Origin of the sequence: Microcoleus sp. LAD1_D3 (assembly GCF_036702135.1) — a bacterium.
GTDB lineage: Bacteria > Cyanobacteriota > Cyanobacteriia > Cyanobacteriales > Microcoleaceae > Microcoleus.
Window position 1 is genome coordinate 1 of sequence record NZ_JAUBSB010000016.1, and the last position, 23,361, is coordinate 23,361.

Sequence of the window (23,361 nt, forward strand, 5' to 3'; positions counted from 1 at the left end):
GCTTTCTATTATGCCATCAGCTTAGCCAGACAATTGCCTGAGTATTTATACTGATCGCCAAAGTGGGATGCTCCCATTTGATCTTGCTTGTAAGTGGAAAAGGAACTACGGGGGGTGGAAGGTGGATGAAGCATGGTTTATTCTCACAGATTTAGGCTCATTGCCAGCAGCCATCAATGCTTATAAGCAGCGGATGGGTATTGAAGAAATGTTCCGAGACTGTAAAACAGGAGGCTACGATCTTGAAGGAACCAGCTTAAAAGGAGACCGACTTATTAACATGATTTTGCTCATGACGCTCGCCTACAGTTCGGGAATATTTCAAGGCAGCGAAATGAGGAAAAAGCAGGTGCAAAAATATGTATCTCGCCGCAAAGAACCTAAAAAAAGATATCGAAGACGGAGTACATTTGGTGTTGGTTTAGATGGAAAAAAGTGGGTTAATTATCTCGAACAATATTCTGACGAGGTAGAACAGTTAATGAAGTTAACTCCTTCTAAACGCCGCTTTTATCAACAAGGTATGCGGGCCGCAACCCTTATACAGTCTATCTCGTAGACCTCTTTGTCACCCCCCCAGATATTTGCAAAAGTGAGATGCAACCGTTAACAAAAGTGAGTTTACCATACAACCTTGCCGAGACAATTCGGAATATTATGGCTACTTTGGCTTTGGCTCAAGGAATTTTATCCCCCTCACAGGTTTCTGATATTCCCAACTCGACAATAATAGCTCAATTTGGAGAGCAAATCGGAATAGCAGACCAGGCAGAAAGAGAGAGAGTAGAAAGGAAACTAAAAAAAGTAAAATCAAGTCAATCGACTATGCTAGAGATAGCTAAAGAAACAGGCTAGGGTAGCGGCAATTATGGCGGATAAAGCAATTTTGTTTAATTTTTACCAGTAGACACAACTATCAGGGGATTGAGTTGCAATTCTCCTGATTACCTAATCAAGGAAACTATCAATGTGGATGTTTATTTTAATTGTGCTGGCTGTAGTTGTCTACTTCCTAGTGTCACAAGCATCAAGCAGTAATCAAGCTAGTAAGGCATCAAGTAGGACTCAAGCTACTAAGGCATCAAGCCAAAATTACACTAAAAGCATTGATATCCAACCAATAACAAATCACCAATCACCAATTACCAAGGACTCCCAATCATCACAAAAGCCGACCAATAATAAGGATGCGACAACTTTAAATCCGCAAACCCTTGCAGCGAAGCCGGCAACTCCACCCCCTCACCCCGACTCAAACCCCGCAATCGGCCACCCTCCAAACGCACATCCCCCCGCAACATCGCAATTTGCGCTTGTCGCAGCGCCGCCCCCTTAATTCGCGCTGTCTTCAACTGCTGGTAAAACTCACTCATTAATCCCAAAGTACCTTCATCACTCACGTACCACAAACTTCCCAAAGCCGTTTGCACCCCCGCTTGCAGCGCCAAACCCCCGAAACCCAACTCCGCCTGTGCATCTCCCACCGCAGTCCGACAAGCACTTAAAACTAACATATTCACCTGCGGATCATTCAATCTCAAATCCCGCAATTGATCCATTCGTAGCCGACTATTCCATAACTGAATAAAAGAATTATTCGGTGCTCCCGGTCGAAATTCGCCGTGAGTAGCTAAGTGAATAATGCCAAAAGGCCGGCTTTGATGCTGTTGCTTCAAATTATCCAAAGTGAACTCCTCATTCAGAAAACTAACTCCCGGCCACTCTCGGGAAATAGCGGCTATTTCAGCAGGAACTGCAGGCAAAGGATTCAACTCGGAAAATTCCGAGGCACCCATTGCTAAAACTTGAGAATTTCTGATATCTACGTAGCGAGTATCTGTTAAATTAATGCTGGGCATCAGGCTAAGATTGTACTTTTCCACCAAAAATTGCTGTCCGTCGTGCAAAGCAGCAAAGGGCATACCTCTCAAACCTCGATCGACAACAAAGGAAATAGTATCCGTTTCGCAGCTTTTCAAACTGTCCTCTAAAGGCGCAATCATCCACTTATAAAGCTGTTGGGCAGATGGTAGATAACTCGTAGTAGCGCGCACCCCCGGTTTGGTAATCTCATCCCTGAACTGAGTTACAACTTTCAGAAGTTCTTGCCGATTCGCTGACGGCACACTTTTGTGAACCACTTCACCGCAAGAAGTGATCAGCATTAAATTTAATTCTTCCCGCTGCGAGAACAGATAAATTAAGCTGGGTTTTGTGCCAGTTTGTGCGCCTACCGATGCTAACTTTTTTTGAATTTCCTCTGGGGATACCAACTCGTTGCTGATGTTGATGCCGAAATATTCCCCGAATTCTTGGCTGAAAGATTGATCCAGTAGAGACAAAGCTGCCGATATTTTCCCTGCCTCCAAATTCCTGCCGATGTCGCCGCGAAATGCTGACTGAATAACTGAATCTCTGATATTTGAATTGATGAAATTTCTCAGTCCTCTGGGAGATTGCATTCTTTCGGGCGGCATCCTTTCTCCGGGTTTTCCTATATCTCGCGATATTCTGTTTTGGTTCTGCCGCTGTTCGCGACTAAAGGGTTGGTTGCGATCGGGGAAAAGCAATCGCCCTCGATCTAATGGAAATCTATCCCTTGGTGATATTGGGGGCGAATTGGGGTTATTGGGATTGATGGGATTATTGGGATTGATGGGATTGATGGGATTGATGGGATTGATGGGATTATTTGGATTATTTGGATTGTCGGGATTTATGGGATTTATGGGATTTATGGGATTTATGGGATTTATGGGATTTATGGGATTGTCGGGATTGATGGGATTATTCGGATTGTCGGGATTGATGGGATTATTCGGATTGTCGGGATTAGTGGGTTGATTGGTAGTGACGATCGCACTATTGCCTTGAGTGTAAGAATTTATGAACGATCGCCCTTGAGTAATCGTACCTAAAGCATTGCTGGCGATCGCCCCAGCAGTACCGTTAGTCGTCGCATCTCCCACCGCAAAAGGCGTCGGCGGATTGACATCGCCGCCGCCGTGGCGGATCGTAACTGTACCGGGTTGAGTGCCACCAAGAGTCGAGACGCTAACAGGAGTGCCGTTTTGGTCAAAAGTACCCGTCACTCGAACTAAACCCGGAGTTGCGAGTTCAACATTACCGCCCGGAGCATTGATCGATGCAACACTGATATCATTTTGAGCGTTAAGATTTACTGTAGAAGTGCGATCGACACTAACAACAGGATTAACATTTATTCGCCCAATTGCGATTTCGTTTCCGGCTAAAATTCCGACACTTTCGGCAGCACTTATATTACCAGTGCTGACTGTTCCCCTGCTGCTAGTGACATCAACTGCAACTCCCTGCAAGTCTCCTGAATTTACATTGAGCGGCGCTATTAAATTGACATTTCCTGTTGTAGCGTCCGTATTGCCAATATTAATACTTCCCGTATTGCTAGTTACATTAACTCCAACTCCCCGCAAATCTCGGGAATTTACATTCCCAGAACTTGTCAAATTGACATTTCCTGTTGTGGCGTCGGTATTGCCAATATTAATACTTCCCGCATTGCTGTTTACATTAACTCCAACTCCCCGCAAATCCCCGGAATTTACAGTTAGCAGCGCTGTTAAATTGACAGTATTTTCTGTTGCTGTAGCGGTTTCAATATTAATACTTCCCGAATTGCTATTTATATTAACTCTTTCTCCCACCAAATCCCCAGAATTTACATTTTCCGAACCTGTTATATTAATATTCCCAAGAGATGTAGTATTACCGATCACAATATTTCCCTGATCGCTATTGATATCGACTGAACCCCCCAGCAAACTCCCTGCATTTAAGTTGCTAGTTGCTCTCAAAGCAATCGTAGCCCCCTGAGCATTGATCGAATCAACGGTAATATTAGTTTGGGCGTCCAGATTAACTGTAGGAATGATGGGATTAACTGGATTTGGGACGAAAGGAGTAACAGTTATTGCCCCAGCGTTGATTTCCTGTCCCGCTACAATCCTGACATCTCCCGAAGTAGCGCTCGCACCCGTATTAACACTCCCATTACTGCTGCTAGCATTGACAGTCGCAGCGGTGAGATTGCCTACCGTTAAGTCCCTAAAAGCTGTCAAATTGATATTCTCAGTTGCTGTAATATTGACAGGTGTAGTATTAGGCACAATGGTATTGGCATCAGTCAAAACTCCCAATGCCCCGGAGTTGCTGGTAATATCAACATTAGATCCCTGCAAAGTCCCAAAATTCACATTGCCAAAAGCTCTGAGTTCGATCGCCCCGGAAGCCCCAGTATCGATCGATCCTGTGACGATATTACCCCGAACAGTATTCAGACTAATACTGCCGTTGATATCAGCACGAGAAATGTCACTTGTCAATATAATATTGTCATTAGCTTGAATATTAATTGTCGAACTAGACGTTAATCTGCCCCCAACAATCACTCCTGCTTCCCTGCTTTCGAGACTAATTTGACCGCCGTTAATATCTCTAGTTGTAATACTTCCCGGCGCTGAGAAAATTACAGGCCCACCGACAGAAATATTTTCAACAGAAATCAAATTGCTTGATAAAAGTGGACTTGTAAATATTGAATCTTCACCTAAACTGTCACTAGCAGGATTTAGCAGATTTGCCACTCCAGCCCGCAGAATCAAGGCCGGACTGCTGCTTAAAATAGCAATATCGGGATCACCACTCACATTTTCCCTACCCAATGCAATATCGGGGCCGGTAATTGTAATCTCCTCGGCAACAATGCTCCCCTTCGCCTCCACTTTCAGCGAAACACCAGTATAATCTCCCAAGAAAACATCTCCTTCCGCACTGATAATCGGGTCAAATAAACTGACAAAATTTCCCGGCATTCCCGACAGATTCCGCACCGAAAAATTGCCCCCCGAAGCAAAGTGAGAATCCCCCGAAATAACGCCGTTGCTAACCAAACTCAAATTGCCGCCGCTTTGGAATTGCGGGGGAAGATATAAGCCGCCGATCGCATTTTGAGTGAGAATGTCGATCGTGCGATCGCCTTGAATGTATAAATTCCCCCCAGCCTGCGCCAAAAAAGGATTCTGGGCGCTGTCCCTGACCCGCACCGCATCCGGGCCCAGCAAACTCAAATCCCCCGTAGTTTGCAGCCTAGCGCCCGCTAACGTGAGATTTTCCGCAGCCCATAAATTCGCACTTCCCGCATTCAACTGCGGTAGCCCAGACACATTAGCAGCAATCGCCACATCCCCAGAATTCACCTGCAAACCAGAACCCACAAGCCGCACAGAACCGTCATCCGCAACCGCAACACCCGCCGCCTGATTTTGCCCAGTACCTGTCAGCAACTGCGGCAAAGAAACAGGATTCAAAGTCTGTTGAGAATTACCAAAATTTCCGCCCGTTGCTATTTCCAAACTCAACAAATGCCCCGGTTGACTAATGCGGAGAACCTGATCTCCCGGAACCGCAGCAACAGTAATTTGTCCGCCCGCAGCCGACAACTGCCCGGTACTAACAACCGTACCGCCAAGCAAAGCCAAATTTTGCCCCGAAGTCACCGCTAAATTGCCAGCATTAACAATACTTCCCGGTACACCCGCACTAAAATAAAAAGCATTTGGCGTACCCACCAAGGCGCTAAAATTATTTGTACCCGCAGCATTAAACCAATTTGAACCAAAACCCACACCAGTAGCAGTAGTTGCAGTAAAAGCCGCCGGCACATTCAAACTCGCGTTCGGGCCAAACACAATCCCCGCAGGATTAATTAGAAAAAGATTAGAATTGCCGCCCGTGACAGTAATTAAACCGTTAATGAGCGAAGCGTCCCCGCCAGCAATTCGAGCTAATATATTCTGAATAGCCGAATTAGTCAGAAAATTAGCAATTTGACCTTGATTCAAGCCAAACTGCCCAAAACTGTGAAAAAGATTCGCGCCATCTCCCGACAAACTGCCGCCGTTGATATCATAGCGGTTGCCGCTGGGGGTGACAACAGTACCCGTACCGTCAGCAGCAGGCACTATGGGCTGTGCTTGCGCGAAAGTATTAAAAATTAACAAAGAAAAGGGACAAATAAATAGCGCAACCTTTTTAATCTTTAAGTTGGCATTTTTCATAGCAGCAAGTAAAACTATCCTAATTGCCTTAATTATCGCACTTGCAAACAACTTACCTGTAAATTACACATTAATTCGCTCATGACAACTCCCCAAATCAAAAGCCTCTACACAGACGGCGCTTGTTCCGGCAACCCAGGCCCAGGTGGCTGGGGTGCAGTAGTTTGTTTCGCCGACGGCAACTGTCACGAACTCGGAGGTGCAGACCCCCAAACCACCAACAACCGCATGGAAATGCAGGCCGCCGTCGCTGCGCTGGAATTTTTTGCCAATTCCGGTCAAACCGAACCAGTCACCGTTTACACCGACAGCGAATACGTTAAAAACGGCATCACCAAATGGATTCAAGGCTGGAAAAATAAAGGCTGGAAAACCTCAACGGGCAAAGATGTTGTCAACCAAGACCTCTGGCATCTGCTAGACAAGCTGAATTCCCGACAAGTCAAGTGGGAACACGTCCGCGGCCACTCCGGCGACTTCTACAACGACAGGTGCGATGAAATCGCCCGCACTTTCTCCCACAATCTCACTCCCGAACTGCAACAGCGCAAACCAACGGGAGACGAGGCCGGGGCGGGCACGGGGGCACCGCCCCTACATTTTGACAACACAATTGTTTCGGAAGAAACGGACGCAACTGGTAACAAAACGATAGAATCCTATGTCATAACTTCTGACCTTCCGATCTCCAACTCTACCATGATGGATTCAACTGCCGATACCCTGGAGAACTTGCCCCGCGAGGTGAGGGTTCAAGACCTCCGCAATCTGATCGAAACGTTGCACATCGCCGACGAGGTTGCTACGAAAGGCTACTTGATTACCAGTTCTGAACTGGCTGATTTGATGGATGTAAATGCCAGCGCTGTCACCAGTCGGGGAGACAACTGGGTTTGGCGAAATTGGGTAGTGTCGCGGGTGCGGCGCGAAGGCAACCAAATTCTCTGGCAATTAGAGAGAATCGACCACGTTAGTACAACTGATTAGTGGTTAGTCATGAGTTATTAGTTGATTAATGACTGATGACTAATGACTGTCTCAAAGCAAGATTTGGCCAAATTCCGTAGGGACACAACAATGTTGTGTCCTTTTGGTCATCAGTTTACTAAACAAACTACTTAACATCAGTCTTAGTTAAAATCAAGAATCGAACTGTAAACTCGTGCTCAAAACCCTCATAAAATGGCATTGCACAATTTGAGGAGGATTCTTGTGGGGAGTAGGGGTTACGCCTCCCGCCTGCTTTGAAAATAAAGCGGACGGGCGGGACGCCCATCCCACAAAACAATCAAAATCATCCCGCAATTATGCAACGCCCATAAAATCAGTGATTTTGCATCTAAAATCTCAAATCGAAAATCTAAAATAGCATGAGTATCAGCTTGCGAACAGTCACTGCTACCAGGTATGTCACTCCTTTGCGCGAGGGCGGGTCGCTACCGGCGATCGTCGAAGCAGATGATGATGGTATGTACGTGCTCAAATTTCGCGGTGCGGGCCAGGGAGCCAAATCTCTGATCGCCGAGCTAGTGGCGGGAGAGATTGCTCGCGCCTCCGGGCTCCCAATCCCCGAACTTGTCTTTGTTGAACTCGATCCCGAACTGGCTCGCACTGAGCCTGACCCGGAAATTCAAGATTTGATCCGAGCAAGTGCTGGCCTCAACCTCGCCCTCGACTATCTCCCCGGTTCCATCACATTTGACCCGATAGCGGGGAAGTCCGAGGCGGATTTGGCCTCAGAAATCGTCTGGTTCGATGCTTTTGTGACCAACATCGATCGCACGTCGCGCAATGCAAATATGCTGGTATGGCACCGCCGACTTTGGCTGATCGATCACGGTGCAGCCCTCTATTTCCACCACACCTGGAAAGATTATCTCTCGCGCAGCCGCGATCGTTTCCCCCCAATCAAAGACCACGTTCTGTTGCGTTTTGCGAGTACGCTGGAAGCGGCAAATTCAAAGATGACTCAAACGCTAACGCCGGACATCATTCGCAACATCGTTAAACTAATTCCTGATACTTGGCTTGTGGGAGATTCTCCTTTCAGCGATAGCAACGAACATCGGAATGCTTATATCGAGTACCTCCTAAATCGGCTAGAATCACCACATATTTTTTTGGAGGAAGCGATTAGTGCCCGATCGATTTCTGTATGATTACGCCATTATCCGCGTCGTTCCCAAAGTTGAGCGCGAGGAGTTTATCAACGTGGGGGCGATCGTTTCCTGCGGTACGAAAAAATTCCTCGAAGCCCGTATCGAAATTGATGAACAGCGCTTGATGGCGATCGACTCAACGTTGGATCTGGAAATGATTCGCAATCACCTAGCAGTCATTCCCATCATTTGTGCAGGCGGCTCCGAATCTGGCGCGATCGGTCAACTTCCGCACAGAGAGCGCTTTCACTGGCTCGTAGCACCCCGCAGTACGATCGTTCAGACATCGCGGGTACACACTGGTTTTTGCCAGAATCTACCGGGTGCGATCGAACACTTGCTCGATACAATGGTGCGATCGTCTTGCCTAAAACCATCTGTAAAGGCTCAGTTGCTAGCGGTTGGAAATGACACTCACGAGATGCGATCGCACTCTAGTTAGCGTCAGCTTGTGGGTTAGATCTGATATCTTGCACCATTGTCAAGAACGGGCTCTCCGGCCCGTTCCACAAAGAATGATTTTTCTTGTGGAACAGGCCGAAAAGCCTGTTCCTAAACAAGTAATTGAGAATGGTAAAATATCTCAGTTAGATGCTACTTTGAGCTTAGTGGGCGCTCTATCCATTTCGGAAAACAGTCAGAATAGAAGCATCCTCAAGCTGTTTTAGCTAAAAATGAGAATGCCAGAACAAGAGTCTTGACCGATAACTTTTCTAAGGTCTTAGCCGCAGTTTCGCAAGGTAGAAAGATGATGCAAATTGAACCGACAAATATGACTTTCCCTCTCTGGGGTTTAGCAATTTTCATTTTGTGGACGATCGCGGTTGTTATCCTGCTGTTAACAGTCAGGATTAGGCATCTATCTGCGGGCGGATCAGTAAAAGATTTCGGCACACAAAACGACGACAGCTTGCTTTGGCGACTATTTCGAGTACAATCCAACTTGATAGAAAACCTGCCTTTGTATTTGGGAGTTGTTTTTCTTCTAACAGTTAGGGGTGTTTCAGGAACAGCAGTAGATTTGCTGATTGTTGTGTACATCCTATTTCGGCTTGTACATTCAGCGATTCACATTGCTGGCCTCGATCCAAAGTTTCGGTTGTTCAGCTTAGTAATTCAGTTAAGCTGCTGGGTGGCCTTAACTATTATGGCAGTTTTATAGTTGGGGAATTACGCAATTGCAACCTCTATATAGTAGGGTGCGTCAGGGGCAAATCCTCATTGTTTCGCAGACAGCGTAAGTCAGACGCACCTTACAAGTCGATCGCGCCTGTGACATTAATGCCTGTGATTTTGCTAACTTATCAAAGTTTATGAACAGAATATCTCGTGCGATCACTGTTATTTTAATTGTATTAGGCTGCATTACTTTTGTTTTAGTTCAGCCACCGCAATCAGCCTTAACCGTGCCACCTCCCGTGCAAGAATCTCCACGACACGGAGGAGATGTTGCTGAGACAATTAATTTTGGACGGCACTTTCAAGAGCTAGGAGTTGAAGGCTCGATCGCAATTTACGATTTGAATAGCGATCGGCTTTATCAACACAACCCGCAACGTAACGCCACAGCTTTTTTACCCGCATCTACATTTAAGATTCTCAACTCTCTGATTTCCTTAGAAACAGGGGTGATTTCAAATGAGATTGCCGTTCTAACTTGGGATGGAATTCAAAGGCAAATTCCCGCATGGAATCGAGACTTGAATATGAGAGAAGCCATCAAACTTTCCGCCGTTTGGTTTTACCAAGTTCTCGCCCGCCGAGTCGGACATGATCAAATGCAAAAATGGGTAGCTAAAGTCGGTTATGGCAACCAAAAAATCGGTAACACAGACGATATTGACAAATTCTGGTTAGAGGGAGAACTGCGAATCACACCCAACGAGCAAATTCAATTTCTCCGCCGTCTCTACAAAAATGACTTACCCTTCTCAGAGCGATCGCTGTCTCTGGTGAAAGATATCATAATTGTTGAACAAACTCCCGATTACACAATTAGGGCAAAAACAGGCTGGGCAAATTTTGGAGAACAAACAAAGCCTCAAATTGGCTGGTATGTAGGTTATTTAGAAAAGGATAAAAATGTGTACTTTTTTGCTACAAACATTGACATCCGCACCAATAATGACGCATCTGCAAGAATCGAGTTAACGCGCCGTTGCTTCAAGGATCTTGCGTTGCTGTAAGTGCGTTATTTGTTCTCTAATCTTCGCAAAAACGCCAGCGGGCCGGCTAAAGGTGATAAGCTGTTGTGCATCTAATTTGACAGTCAATTTTTCTACAATTATTGTGGAACGGACATCCTGCCCGTTTCTGGATTAAATTTAAGTGCGTAGTAGTTTAGCCAAAACACCCATTTATGCGATGCCTGAGTTCGATCACAGGAAGCCGAGTCTTTTAAATCTTTTAGGACTTACGCAATTGGCCCATATATATAGTTGCTATAGTGCTATATATCAGTTCTCGCAGCAAGGCGACAATCATCTAAGAGAGCATTAAGTTTTTCAACGACTAGCCAGGGGTTTCGACCTTTCAAACAAGCTACGATTGCTGCTTCATAGGGATTTCTGCCAGTTTTTTTTACTGCTGCGATCGCCTGTTTGTTAGACAATCCCCGCCCGCTGACCAACCAAGCAGCCAAAACCTGTCCTGTACGTCCGATCCCCCCAGAACAGTGAACTACCACCCGTTCGCCTTTGCTATTTGCAGATTCCAAAAATGGCAATATGCGATCGATTAAAATATCGCGATCGACCAATTCAAAGTCTGCCATCGGCGCCCAGCAAACTCGATCGCACCCAAATATTTTCCGATATGTTCCCAGTAAGTCACAGTAGCGGATGAGTTGCGTCTGAGCAAGTAAGCAGCAAACTTGCTTGATATTATGCCCCTGCATAAATTCAATCCAGCGAGCAACTTCTGCATCGCAGTATCCTGGTCTGGCTGCACCAAACACAATTAATTCATTCTCTGAAGCCGCAGCGAATTTGTGCATACTGTTTTCAATATTTTTACTTATAATTAAGAAAGACACACAAATCCTGAATCAACAGTGAAAAACAAGAGCCCGATCGCTTTAATGAACTGGCTACAACCCAAACAAGAAACCGTTTTGCTATGCGACTCAAGTGCAGCAGCTTCTGAGATGGCATTCATGCTCAACGGTGAGTGGGATGGGTGCAATAGTTTGGTGCTCCCTAAATGCGACAAGGTAGCAATTGAAGCAGCCGCTAGTTTGCTGGAGACATCGTGGTGCTACCAAAATACTTGCGAACCAGTTTTAATTCGGCTGGAAGTTGACGAATTGCTGCGCCGTTATGCGGTTGGAGACAGGTTTTTTATTAATGCTAACTTGCGATGCGCGCCATTGAGCGAAGTTTGCTTGGAAAACATTGATTTGAGTTATGCTAAATTGAATTTGGCTAACCTCAGCGACACTAATTTAAGCAAAGCAAACTTAATGGCCGCACAAATGCAATCGGCAAACTTGAGTGGCTGTAACTTGAGTAAATCCCAACTTGTCAGGGCGAATTTATCAGGAGCAAATTTATCGGAGGCTAATCTCAGAGGTGCCGATCTGAGTTATGCAGATTTAAGCAATGCTTGTTTAACAGGTACTGATTTAAGAGGTGCAAATTTAGCTAGAACAGACTTAAGAAAAACAAGCTTAGATGGGGCGATTTTTGAGTAAAATTTGGGAAACATCGGGACGGGCAGGATGCCCATCCCACAAAATAAGCGACTTATTTTTGCCCCACGTTCCCATGATTATTCATACTTTCGGCCGCGCCACTGAGTAGGCTGATTTAAAGCAGAAATAAGAATTCGCAAAAACGCCAACGGATCGGCTAAAGGTGACAGCCAAAACAGCCATTTACCCGATGCCCCAGTTGTATCGTAGGAAGGTGCGATCGCCAAACACAAAGCCGATCGCACTGCAACCAAAAATACATTCAATCCCAACAGCCAAAAGTGCGGAAATACACCAACCGGCGGCAGCGAACCAAACAACAAATAGCACAACACAATCGGCACCGGCAGACCTTGAACCGCCAGCAACAGCCACAAATCGCCCCAAATTTGACCGCCAGAAGCAGCATCTTTCAAATCGAGCGATCGACCCCATTCATTCCAAGTCTCGATCGCCCCCTCATACATCCGCACCTTCAACACCTTAGCCCCATCCAAAAAGCCCACCTTAAAGCCCTTAGCAGCCGCATAGCGAGCCAAAGTCACATCATCGCAAAACGAACCCCTCGCGACCTCATAGCCCCCCAATGCCACCAAAACCTCGCGCTTGCAGAGAAAACACTGACCGTTCGCCATCACCCGTTCCGGCACATCCCCGCCAGTCCCCGTCGGCCCGAACCGATAAACCAAAGTCATTAACAAAGCAGGTTGCAGCCACAACTCCCCCGGATACTTGAGGATAAACTGCGGCGACAGCGAAATCAAATCGTAATTTCCAGCCGCCGCCGTCTTCAGCAAACTCGCAATCAAGCCCGGATGCGGCACAGTATCCGCATCTATCCCCAAAATCCACTCGCACTTCTCGGAACTTGCCAAAAAACCCGCATTCAGCGCCCACGGACGCCCAACCCAACCCGCCGGCAGCGGATCGTCGTTAATCAAGCGAAACCGGGGGTCTTTTTGTGCTGCTGCTTTGACTAAATCTCCGGTTCCGTCTACCGAATAGCTGTCAACCACGATCGCTTCTCGGAGTTCGTAACTTTGGTGGCTTAATCCTTCCAAACAAGGCGAAATTCGATCGGCTTCGTTCAAAGTCGGTACTACCGCAGTACAAGCACCTAACAAATCCAGTGTCGGCGAATCCGGTTCCAGGGGCGGGATGCGCGATGGGCCTTTAATCAAACGCGACATAAGAATGGCTGCGGCGGGTAATTGCAGCAGCAAGAGTGCGACAGGGATGATAGTTGTCAGCGGTTGGGATAACAGGTGAGGGGCGATCGGGAAAACCATACTATTGAATAATTGAAGAATTGGGGATGACTTACTGGATATGGGTCAATACGCTTGGGTTAAAACTATTTATTCCTCGGAGATCCCCCTAAATCCCCCTTAAGAAGGGGGACTTTGAGTAAGTTCTTGTCCCCCCCTTTTTAAGGGGGGTTAGGGGGGATCGAGCTTAACTGAACCGTATTGGGATATGAGTTGGGAGCTTATTTACAGTTGATTTTTTTGATAACTGATATCAATTTAAAAAATTTAATAAAATTTTGACCTCAAACATATTACAGGAATTGGGCATGAAAAAATCGCCACTGAAAAACCCGGTTTCTTGTAGAAACCGGGTTTTTAAACTAGCTCAAAATTTAGTGTAAATTTTTGCTAAATCAGCCGGGGTTGCTCACTAGCAACTCACTTACGCAAAACGCCCACGGGCTGAGGTGGAATTTCAGCCGTGAGAACAGATGTATCCAAAGACGGCATTGTTTCGGTTACGTCACCTGTTGCGGGTTTAGCGATCCAGCTTAACGCGATCGCCGGAACTACACCCAGAAGCACCGCTAGCGATGTCGGGAACCAGAACCGAGAATCCAACGAAGTTACAGTGATAATTGCTCCGAAAGCAAAGTTTACCAAATAAACAATTAAGGGCAAACCCAATTCCGATCGCTCTAATTTAATCGGTGTTTTTCTCCACAAGAAAGCTGCTACAGAAATAAATAGCGCCCCCGTACCCATCCAGCCAGCCAAATTGCGGTAAGGCATCCCAAAGAAAGCCCCAACTTCCTCAAACTCCCAAAAAGGCACAGAAGTTTGACTCATCGCCGGATCTAGTACAAAATCCCAAGCTGTTAGCAGCAAAGCACCAAGGGCGATCGCCCCTATTTGGCGCACCCAGTTGAGTTCACCTTTACCAACCGCTACTCCAGCGCGAGCAATTATGTATGAAACCAGTCCCAGATAAAACCACGACAGGGGAATTGTAAACGGAACCAGCCCTGCAATTTTGTAACCCAAACCGCTCAAATAATGGTAGTGGCCAAAGGGAAAACCCGTACTCGTTCCCAACAACTCGCTACTCAAGGACAAAAACACAGAAGGCACTAAAAAACCCAGAGTTGCACCCCAACCCAACGTCCGCAAGGCATAGAGAGCAACCGCTGCAGCACCAAAGATGATATAAACTACTCCACCCCCAGCCATCCCCCACTGGAATAGCGTTTGCCCTGCTGGTGGCAAACTCATCACCAATTCGGGACGGGGTAAAATCAGCAGCAACCCTGCCAATCCAAAAGCCATTGACAAGACGTGGGCAATTAGGCAAAAGCGCTCAGCAATCAAAAGTTGCTTCATGGGACTCCTCGAAAAAATATTAGATGCAGAAAGCACTCGTTAACAGTTTACAATCTTTAACAAAAAACCAACACGAATAGAGCATCAGTCTTTCCCAATCTAAAATCCACCATCTCAAATCCCAAATCCCCTGCCTTATTGCCAATTCCCCACTAGCACGAAAGGCGCCCAGAAATAGGGATTTTGATACTGTGGGTTTTTCAGCAGCGTTAATTGAGCGTTGCGGAGGGCTTCAGCTTTGCTGGTTTTAGAAGAAGCAAGCTGCCGATAAAACTCAGTCATAAACATAGCTGTAGATTCGTCGTTGACTTGCCAAAGGGTGGCGGCGGTGCTGCGGGCACCCGATCGAATTGCCGCCCCCGCCAAACCCAAAGCGGCGCGGTTATCGCCCGAAGCAGTTTCGCAAGCACTCAAAACCAAAAGTTCGATCGGCTGTTGTTTCTCCCCAGTGCGGGCTCGCAGCAGTCGATCGAACTCCTTAACATTCACTTTCTGATCCCAAGTCACAATAAAAGTATCCGCCGCATTCGAGCTAAACTGACCGTGAGTTGCCAAATGGACGATCGGGTAAGACAAAGCTTTAATTCGATCGTGCAACCGCCCGCTGACAAAATCTTCATTCAGCAGCGAACTCGCCGGCATCTCGGCAGCAATTTGCTGAACTTCCTCCTTCACCCCCGGCAAAGCCGAGAAGCCTTGACGCGCTTCGGAGAGGGCAGCGGTGAGCACTTTTAACTTTACTTGGCTCAGCGGTTTCGGTGCCAGCAGTTGCAGTCCCGGCGCTAAAGCAATACTGTATTTTTCTACCAAAAACTTTTCACCGTCGTGCAGCACCGCCATCGGCAGATTCCGCAAATAACCGTCGAGCACAAATACCAGGGTTTTAATCCCGCTGGCGGTCAAATCCGCCTCTGCGGGGCGGATTAACCAGTCGTAAACCTGTTCGACGGGTAGCCTCCTGTCGCGGGGGAAAGAAGCAGGCCTGATGGTATTTTTGGCTTGTCTGAAGGCAGTTTCCAACTCGGCTTGAGACTTCTGAGTAGCGTAGCGGCGCAGGGGTTTGCCGGGAATTGACAAAATTACCTCCAAACGATCGCTCAAAATAATCGGATAAATCACCGCCGCTGTCGGATCAATTTCCTCGATCGACTTTGGTTTAGCATCAGCGCAAGCATCCCGAAAAAAGTTGTCCAATTCCGCCAACTGCAAAGATTCCACCGTTTGGCGCGCTAGTTTCAACTTAGCTTGACTGGGAGATTCGTCTTGCAAAAGCAGCCCGACTAATTCCCGGTAAACCGGTTCGGCACTTTCCCGAAACGAAAATTGCACTTCGGGATTGACTGTCACCAAATCGCCCCGCAAAGAAGACAGTACATTCACAGCTTGAGTATATTGAGCGATCGCCCCTTCTGTATTCCCCTGAGCTTTCCCAATCCGTCCAAGTTGCCAAAACAATTGGTAAGCAATATCGGGAGATTGAAACGCTGGTGCTAAACTCAAAGCCTGAATTGTGAGATTTTCCGCTTTCTGATACTGATTTTGGATTTCCGATAGTTTGCCTTTCGCTGCCAGAATATAAGCTTGTATTCGTTTATCGCCCAAACTGTTTGCTGGTTCGACAGAGCGATCGAGCATTTTGTCAATATCGCTTAAACTCAAAGTTTTCGCAGGCGACTGAGCTAATTTCATCAAGCTTTGAGCAAGATTAATTTGAGCGTAAAGTCCGGCGCGATTCGACCCAAATTGATCGGTTTGAGGTTGGATAGAACGCCACAAAGCCTCTGCTTCAGACCAATCTTTGCGATCGACCAACAAACTCAATTGATTTAACTTCGCCTGAATTTGTAAGAGAGAGCGATCGGGCATCGCCTCCGTCGATCGAGCATAATACTCTAGGGCAAAGCGTTCCCAATCACCCCGCTGTTTGGGTGTCAAACCCGGTTTATTGCTTTTAGCCCGTACCGTATTCCCCAGATTGAGGTAAATTGCAGCCTCCTCTGGCCGGGCACCTAATTTTTGGGCTGCTTCGAGTCCCGCCGACAGCACATCCTCGGAACGTTCCAGTTGTCCCAAAACCCGCAGCACCCGCCCTAAAGCATGAATTGCCCGGATTTGTTCGAGAGAAACTGGCTGATTTTTCAAAGTTTCCAAACCCGCGGCCGAAACTTCGCAAGTTTGGTTGTCCAGCTTGAAAGAAGCTAACAGAATTTTGCAAGCTCTGGGGTAAAGTCCGAGAATTTCCCAAGCCCGACTTTGATTAATTTGAACTTGAAAAAGTTGGTTCTTTCTATCAATTTGCTCAAAAATTTTAGCAGCTTGCGTCCAAATATCGATCGCATCTTGAGTCTGCCCCCGTTCAAGTTGCAACTGTCCTTGAATGTTAAGAGTTTCAGCCAAAATCCGCTGCTGTTCGGGAGTTTTTGCCTGTGTTCGCACAGCCGCCAAACTCGAATTTACAGCTTTTTCTGCTTCTTCCCAAAGCGCCAACTGCCCGTAGGTTGCAGCTAAATTACTCAAAGCCGCGCCGCGATCGAGATTTTCGCCTTTTGCCTCAAACTGCGCCACCGCTTGCTGCAACAAAGGTAGAGCTTCCGAAAAACGTTCCTCTCCGTACAGAGTTCGAGCTTGTCGGACAAGCTGCACCGCTTGTGGTGGATTAATCTGAGCAACTCCGGGAGGAATCGCAACGGATAGCAGACAGGAAATCACAAATAACAGAATTACTTGCCGGAGCGATCGGGTAAAGTTCATATTTAAAAAATAAAATTACAACCGCAGACACACATACTAATTAACCCAAACACATCTTATTCTTTATCTGCGTTAATCCGCCTACATCTGCGGTCAAAAACAACCTAATTTCAACGCGGCACACAACCTGAACTCGGTCGAGGATTGCGATCGTCCGCAGCATTACCCGGATTGTATCCAACAAGCGTAACTTCTCCTTTCGCATTCACCACCCAACCTTGCGCCGGAACAACTTCCCGATCGGGGATTTCCCTTTCTTCCTTCTTCTTCCCTCGATCGGTTACATCGGTTAAATCCTCTACATTGCTTGTTGCCGAACTTCCTGCCTCTTCTACCCACGGCAACGGCCATAGAGGGCTGCTGAGGGCATCATTAGGACTCGGTGGCACTCCTCCTTTCCCAGTAGCAGTAAACTCGCTCTCGGCCCCTCGGATGCAGGGATTGGCAGCAATTAACGCAGCCGGATTTACCACATTTTGCGGCAGTTCTACTAAACCTTGAGCGGGATTCACCCCAGCAGAACTAAATGTAACACTACCTTGCAAAGCCGGGCCGCTACTTTGGGAAATAGCCGCAATATCGCTGGTAGGAATTAGAGAAGTAGGACTTACTTGCAACGCTGCAAATTGAGCATCAGTCAGTCCTAAACTACTCCGGGCTTGGTCGCGGTTAAGGCTTGTAAAGCCAAAGATATTTGGTACATTGACCGTAACTTGTCCGCCCCTAGCTGTGCGAGCATTAGCTGTAATATCACTATTTTCTCGCGGTAAAGCTACCAAAATATCGCTATTAATTCTGATATTACCGCCCTCAGAAATACCTGCATCTGTGGTGATTCTACTGCCGCGCCGCAACTGAATGTCTTGCCCTTGCAGGTTAATATTTGCCCCTGTACCAGAGACAGTCGTGCCATCAATTATGCTTTTATTATCCAGGGCAATTGAGTTAGCTACAACGTTAATATTGCCCGCCCTACCTGTTCCTGAAGATTGAACGTTAACCACTGCACTATCCCGAAGAATCAATTGATTAGCATTCAAATTCAACGAGCCTGCATTTCCGCTAGCAGTGGAATTGACAGCATTAAACGCCCTACCAGCCGAGGCTTCAATTCCACTCATCAACCCACTGTTACTCCCAATACCTCGCACTTGTAAGCGATCGGCATTAATTGTAATATCTCCTGCATCTGCTATACCCAAAGAAGCCGCAGAAATAACGCCGCCATTCTGCACAGTTAGTTTAGGTGTTGAGAGGCGGATATCTCCACCTCTACCAGAACTTGCAGTTTGAGTAACAAAAGAACTTGCTACATAGCCCGCATTCCCCAAAAATCTTGACTCGCCACTCACTTCTATAGACTCGGAGGCTCTCACAGTTAAATTTCCTCCCGTCCCCCCACTTGTAGAAAACACGAGGTCGCCAAAAATTGCACCCGTCGTTAAACTAATTGTGGCTCCATTAGAAACACTCAGCCGCTTAGTGTTGATCGTAATATCCCCACCTTTTCCATTCCCATCAAAAGTATTCGTGCCGAGCCGAGTTTGCCCTAGACCTACAGGAAGACTACCCAACAATTCCACAGATTCACTCGCTTTAATCGCGATATTCCCCGATGCTCCATCACTAAGGCTGAAGCTGGCAAAAGCACCGCCATCGCGCAGTATTAACCGTTGGGCTTCAACAGTGATGTTTCCGCCTTGACCAGTGCTTTCGTTCGTTGTTCCGTTATAGAGCGTTGAACTGACGAGTTCGACCGTGTTGGCGCGGATAGCCAGATTTCCGCCATTCCCAGCACCAAAGGTGGGGGCGCCGCCCACTACCCCATTGCTCATCAACAGCCGTCCGGCTTCAATGTTAATATCTCCGGCGGCTCCACTGCCAATAGCGCTAGTAAACAGAACAATTTGCGAAATAAAGGGGTTGCCTGTTCCAGATGTCTGAAAATTTTCTGTAAGCTGCTGATAACCCTCAATTCCCAACCCGATCATTTCTACTGAGTCAGTAGCGCGGATGTTGATATCGCTTCCTCTCCCCTCTCCCAGTGTGGAGGCGAAAATTTGCGCCCCTCCCTCTAGTCGCAAGTTTTCGGAATTGATATTAATACCTTTACCATCAATATTTCCGAGTGTCAGTCCATAAATTCCTGAACCATTAAGAGCAATATTTCCACCTCGAATATCGACTTTCCCGCCTCCTAATCCGCTGGTATTTATAAATGCACCGTTCATTTCAATATTGCCGAAGTTCTGAATATTGCGATAGTTTAAATTCAGACCTAAAGCTGTTGGTTCAAATTGCACTAAACCTGGACTGTTGACGCTACCTAGAAGAATTTGTCCGGTATAAGCCGTTAGATTTCCTCCTTGCAGTTGAATGTCACCGCCAATTAATGCTAAAGTTTGACCGGGGTCTACTGCTAAACCGAGTTTTTCAAAAGCAGGAATTTCTATGGGGAGTGGCGGTAAGGCTGATTTAGGAGCCAGTGTTTGGGAAGAGTTAATAATTGTGCCGGGATTTTCTCTAAATCTTAAACCCACAGGAATATTGATCGCTAACAATGGCACTGCATTAGAATTAGCGGCACTAAATTCAAAGCCATTGTCAAAGAGAATTCCGCTACCAGTAGAACCTATAAATGAGCCGCGCAAATCTAACCGAGCATTCGGCCCAAAGACAATCCCTTTTGGGTTAATTAAAAACAAGTTACTGTTTCCCAAAACTCCCAGAGTTCCTAAAATATTAGAAGGGTTGCCACCAGTAACGCGGGTGAAGATGTTGGCAATTCCGCTGGGATTGGCAAAATAGGCTCCCCGCCCTTCACGGACGTTAAATTCGCGCAAGCTGTGAAATAGGTTAACGCCACGAGTTGCACCGCCAGTGATTCTATCTGAGGGTAAGTTGTTGATAGTATCGGGAACAGTCCGTGAACTTTCCGCGCCCAGCGAATTATCGGGGATGATTTGGGCGATCGCAGGGAGAGGAAACAGCAGTAAGAATGCAAAAAATAGGGCGCAAGATTGGCGGGGCATCTTTTAAGTCTGGTTAATTTAGTATTAGGAAAATAGCGATCGGGTAGCTAAAACCTGAAGAGTACCTATTGAGGTACGCAAACACCCGTCGATTTCGGACTGCGAAGAGATGCACCACCACCAGCATTATACGCTACCAGCGTTACTTGCCCTCGATCGTCCATTACCCAACCTTGAGCGGGAATAATTTCTGTTGGGCGATTTTCTTCTATGGATGCTCTTTGACCTTCTATTTGCTGACTTCCACCTACCGCTGGTTCCACCCACGGCAACGGCGATAGAGGGCTGCTGAGAACATCATTAGGACTTGGTGGCACTCCTCCTTTCCCAGTAGCGGTAAACTCGCTCTCGGCTCCTTGGATGCAGGGATTGGTCGCAATTAATGCAGCCGGATTTACCACATTTTGCGGCAGTTCCACTAAACCTTGAGCGGGATTCACCCCAGAAGAACTAAATGTTACAGTACCTTGCAAAGCCGGGCCGCTACTTTGGGAAATCGCCGCAATATCGCTGGTAGGAATTAAAGATGTAGGACTTACTTGCAACGCTGCAAATTCAGCATCTGTTAATCCCAAATTACCTCGAACCTGTTCACGAGTGACTGAGGTAAACCCAAAAACATTGGGGACATTAATATTAACGCGACCACCTTGGGCCGATCGCGCATTAGCAGTAATATCGCTATTTTCTTTGGGTAAAGCCACCAGAATATCGCTTTTAAGGTTGATATTGCCACCATCAGAAATACTTGCATCAGTTGTAATTCTGCTCCCTCGGCGCAACTGGATATCTCGTGCTTCAAGGTTAATATTTGCTCCGGGACCGGATGCCGTTCTACCGTCAATGCTGCTTTGGTTGTCAAGGGAAATTGAATCTGCTTTGACGTTAATGTTACCAGCCCGTCCCGATCCCAATGCTTGCAGATTGAGTGTTCCCCCATTGCGAAGAATCAATTGCCCGACATTCAGATTCAACGAACCTCCGTTAGCCGTAGCATTGGGATCTATAAGGTCAGATGCAATCCCAACGGAAGTCTGAATTTGACTGTTAAATTCACCTTGACCCCCATTCCCAATAACTTCTACACGACCCGCATCAATCGTAATGCTTCCGGCATCTCCTTGGCCTAAAGATGCAGTGCTAATAACTCCTCCACCCCGGACAGTCAGTACAGGTGTAGAAATGTTAATACTCCCTCCCCGATTAGCAGTATTGGCATCAGCGCAGATGAAACTGGGATTCCGACTGCCGTTCGCCAAAACTCCAGAAAAACCCTCGACTGTTACTGACTCAGTGGCCCTAACTGTCAAATTACCTCCAGGCCCCCCAGTTGTATTCAACGGTTGGTTGCCCACAACTGCTCCGCTAGATAAACTAATTCCGCCTCCGTCAGAGATCCTCAACCGCTTCGTGTCGATATTAATGTCCCCGGCTTGCCCATTCACACCGCTCGCAGTTGACCCAATTAAACTTGCTACGGGACTTCCAGTGGGAGTCCGCAGCACTTCTACTGATTCATTCGCTTTAATGTTGATATTCCCCGCTCCTCCTTCACCGCGGGTGATGCTAATCAGAGCAGCACCATCGCTCACGGTTAAACGTTCTCCCTCAAAGGTGATATTTCCTCCGCTACCCGTACTCCCCAAAAGTGGGCCACTGTGGATTGCAGAAGCGACCATATCTAAAACCCCGGCACGGATGGTAATATTTCCGGCGTTGCCAGCACCTAACGTGGTGGTAGTCAATGCGCTTCCATTGTCTATCAACAGTTTTCCCGTATCAATCGTGATGTTTCCGGCGGCTCCCATGCTATTAGTGCCAGTTATCAGCAGAAGTTGTGGGTCAAAAGGGTCGAAAGAGCCAGATACCGTATACTGACCACCAAACACTCTATAGTTATCTAATCCAATTCCGAGCGTTTCTACTGAGTCGGTAGCGCGGATGTTGATAGCGCCTCCGGCACCACTTCCTGCTGTCAGCGTGGAGATTTGCGCTCCACCTTGGGCCCGAAACTGTTGAGCGTTAATATCGATCGCCCTGCCATCGATATTTCCCAAAGTCAGGGCATAAATTCGCCCATTATTGAGGTTGACATTTCCACCTCGAATCTCGACTTTGCCGCCACCGACTCCACTGGTGTTGATCTGTGAGCCGTTGGTCATTTGAATATTACCAAAGTTGGAAATATTGTCATAGTTTAAACTTAATCCAAATGGCGTTGCCCCCAATCCAACAATCCCCGGACTAGCGACGCTACCCAGCAAAATCTGTCCGGTAGGTGCAGTGAGTGTTCCCTGATTTAATCCAATATCTCCGCCCACTAGGGCGAGAGTTTGTCCGGGAGGAACTGCTAAGCCCATGTTATTGAAAATCGGTGGGATTCCGGCGGGTAATTGTGGTAAATTCCAGGCTGGTGCTGCTGAAGAGTTAATGATTTTTCCCGAATTTTCTCGGAAGTTTAAACCGATAGGTATATTGACATTTAACAGCGGTAGTGATGGTGGATTGCTGCTGCTGAATTGATAGCCATTATCGAAAACTACGCTATCAGCAGAACTTGCTAAAAATGAACCGCGCAAATCTAACCGCGCATTGGGGCCGAAGACAATTCCTTTGGGATTAAGTAAGAATAAGTTAGCATTTCCTTGCACTCCCAACACACCTAAAATATTAGAAGGATTGCCACCCGTAACGCGGGTAAAAATATTCGTAATTCCGTTAGGATTGGCAAAATATGCTCCTCTGCCTTCACCCACGTTAAATTGTTGTAAACTGTGAAATAAATTTACTCCGCGAGTTGCACCGCCTTCTATTCTGTCCGATGGTAAGTTATTAATCGTATCGGGAACTGTGCGCGAACTTTCTGCGCCCAAGCTATTATCGGGGATGATTTGGGCGATCGCACGGAAAGGAAACAGCAGTAAGAATGCAAAAAATAGGGCGGAAGATTGGCGGGGCATCTTTTAAGTCTGGTTAATTTAATTTTAGAAAAATAGCGAG

General features: G+C 46.9%; 16 protein-coding genes. 9 read left to right on the top strand and 7 right to left on the bottom strand.

The window, feature by feature from the left end:
- Nucleotides 1–121: 121 nt before the first annotated feature.
- Nucleotides 122–559 carry a hypothetical protein gene (locus tag QUA74_RS11875; protein WP_333328578.1) on the top strand — a complete coding sequence of 146 codons (438 nt, stop codon included), beginning with the start codon at nt 122–124 and terminating at the stop codon, nt 557–559.
- A gap of 38 nt (nt 560–597) precedes the next feature.
- On the top strand, nt 598–855 hold the full coding sequence (locus QUA74_RS11880) for a hypothetical protein (RefSeq protein WP_333328580.1): 258 nt from the start codon (nt 598–600) through the stop codon (nt 853–855).
- Between the two features lie 287 nt (nt 856–1,142).
- Here QUA74_RS11880 and QUA74_RS11885 read toward each other — a convergent pair whose 3' ends face one another.
- Nucleotides 1,143–6,098, bottom strand: coding sequence for a CHAT domain-containing protein (locus tag QUA74_RS11885; RefSeq protein ID WP_333328583.1), 4,956 nt, complete (start codon nt 6,096–6,098; stop codon nt 1,143–1,145).
- 81 nt (nt 6,099–6,179) lie between these two features.
- Here QUA74_RS11885 and rnhA point away from each other — a divergent pair, with 81 nt between their 5' ends.
- The 6 genes from rnhA to blaOXA all read left to right on the top strand — a co-directional run bounded on the left by rnhA (nt 6,180) and on the right by blaOXA (nt 10,443).
- Nucleotides 6,180–7,085: a ribonuclease HI gene (gene rnhA, locus QUA74_RS11890; protein WP_333328586.1), complete on the top strand. Its 906-nt coding sequence runs from the start codon at nt 6,180–6,182 to the stop codon at nt 7,083–7,085.
- A gap of 383 nt (nt 7,086–7,468) precedes the next feature.
- A complete protein-coding gene (locus QUA74_RS11895) occupies nt 7,469–8,257 on the top strand; it encodes a HipA family kinase (RefSeq protein WP_333328589.1) in 789 nt (262 codons plus the stop codon).
- Nucleotides 8,235–8,699 carry a DUF3037 domain-containing protein gene (locus QUA74_RS11900; RefSeq protein WP_333328592.1) on the top strand — a complete coding sequence of 155 codons (465 nt, stop codon included), beginning with the start codon at nt 8,235–8,237 and terminating at the stop codon, nt 8,697–8,699. The genes QUA74_RS11895 and QUA74_RS11900 overlap by 23 nt, the downstream gene beginning before the upstream one ends.
- Entirely contained in the window at nt 8,665–8,925 is a 261-nt protein-coding gene (locus tag QUA74_RS11905) for a hypothetical protein (protein WP_333328595.1), read from the top strand. Before QUA74_RS11900 ends, QUA74_RS11905 begins: the two co-directional genes overlap by 35 nt.
- A gap of 80 nt (nt 8,926–9,005) precedes the next feature.
- A complete protein-coding gene (locus QUA74_RS11910) occupies nt 9,006–9,419 on the top strand; it encodes an MAPEG family protein (RefSeq protein WP_333328597.1) in 414 nt (137 codons plus the stop codon).
- Between the two features lie 151 nt (nt 9,420–9,570).
- Complete coding sequence (blaOXA, locus tag QUA74_RS11915; protein WP_333328600.1) at nt 9,571–10,443, top strand: class D beta-lactamase; 873 nt, start codon at nt 9,571–9,573, stop codon at nt 10,441–10,443.
- A 263-nt stretch (nt 10,444–10,706) separates the two neighbouring features.
- Here blaOXA and QUA74_RS11920 read toward each other — a convergent pair whose 3' ends face one another.
- Nucleotides 10,707–11,252, bottom strand: a complete 546-nt coding sequence (locus QUA74_RS11920; RefSeq protein ID WP_333328603.1) for a dual specificity protein phosphatase family protein — start codon at nt 11,250–11,252, stop codon at nt 10,707–10,709.
- Nucleotides 11,253–11,309: 57 nt separating this feature from the next.
- Here QUA74_RS11920 and QUA74_RS11925 point away from each other — a divergent pair, with 57 nt between their 5' ends.
- A complete protein-coding gene (locus QUA74_RS11925) occupies nt 11,310–11,948 on the top strand; it encodes a pentapeptide repeat-containing protein (RefSeq protein ID WP_333328606.1) in 639 nt (212 codons plus the stop codon).
- Nucleotides 11,949–12,025: 77 nt separating this feature from the next.
- Here the strand turns inward: QUA74_RS11925 and cruG are convergent, their stop codons facing one another.
- From cruG to QUA74_RS11950, 5 genes are all read right to left on the bottom strand, one after another.
- On the bottom strand, nt 12,026–13,237 hold the full coding sequence (gene cruG, locus QUA74_RS11930; RefSeq protein ID WP_333328609.1) for a 2'-O-glycosyltransferase CruG: 1,212 nt from the start codon (nt 13,235–13,237) through the stop codon (nt 12,026–12,028).
- A 399-nt stretch (nt 13,238–13,636) separates the two neighbouring features.
- Nucleotides 13,637–14,578 (bottom strand): gamma-carotene 1'-hydroxylase CruF, encoded by a 942-nt coding sequence (gene cruF, locus QUA74_RS11935; protein WP_333328611.1) that lies wholly within the window; start codon nt 14,576–14,578, stop codon nt 13,637–13,639.
- Between the two features lie 135 nt (nt 14,579–14,713).
- Nucleotides 14,714–17,329 (bottom strand): CHAT domain-containing protein, encoded by a 2,616-nt coding sequence (locus QUA74_RS11940; RefSeq protein WP_333328614.1) that lies wholly within the window; start codon nt 17,327–17,329, stop codon nt 14,714–14,716.
- A gap of 110 nt (nt 17,330–17,439) precedes the next feature.
- Nucleotides 17,440–20,361: an S-layer family protein gene (locus tag QUA74_RS11945; RefSeq protein ID WP_333328616.1), complete on the bottom strand. Its 2,922-nt coding sequence runs from the start codon at nt 20,359–20,361 to the stop codon at nt 17,440–17,442.
- Between the two features lie 65 nt (nt 20,362–20,426).
- Nucleotides 20,427–23,321, bottom strand: a complete 2,895-nt coding sequence (locus QUA74_RS11950; RefSeq protein WP_333328619.1) for a two-partner secretion domain-containing protein — start codon at nt 23,319–23,321, stop codon at nt 20,427–20,429.
- Nucleotides 23,322–23,361 lie beyond the last annotated feature (40 nt).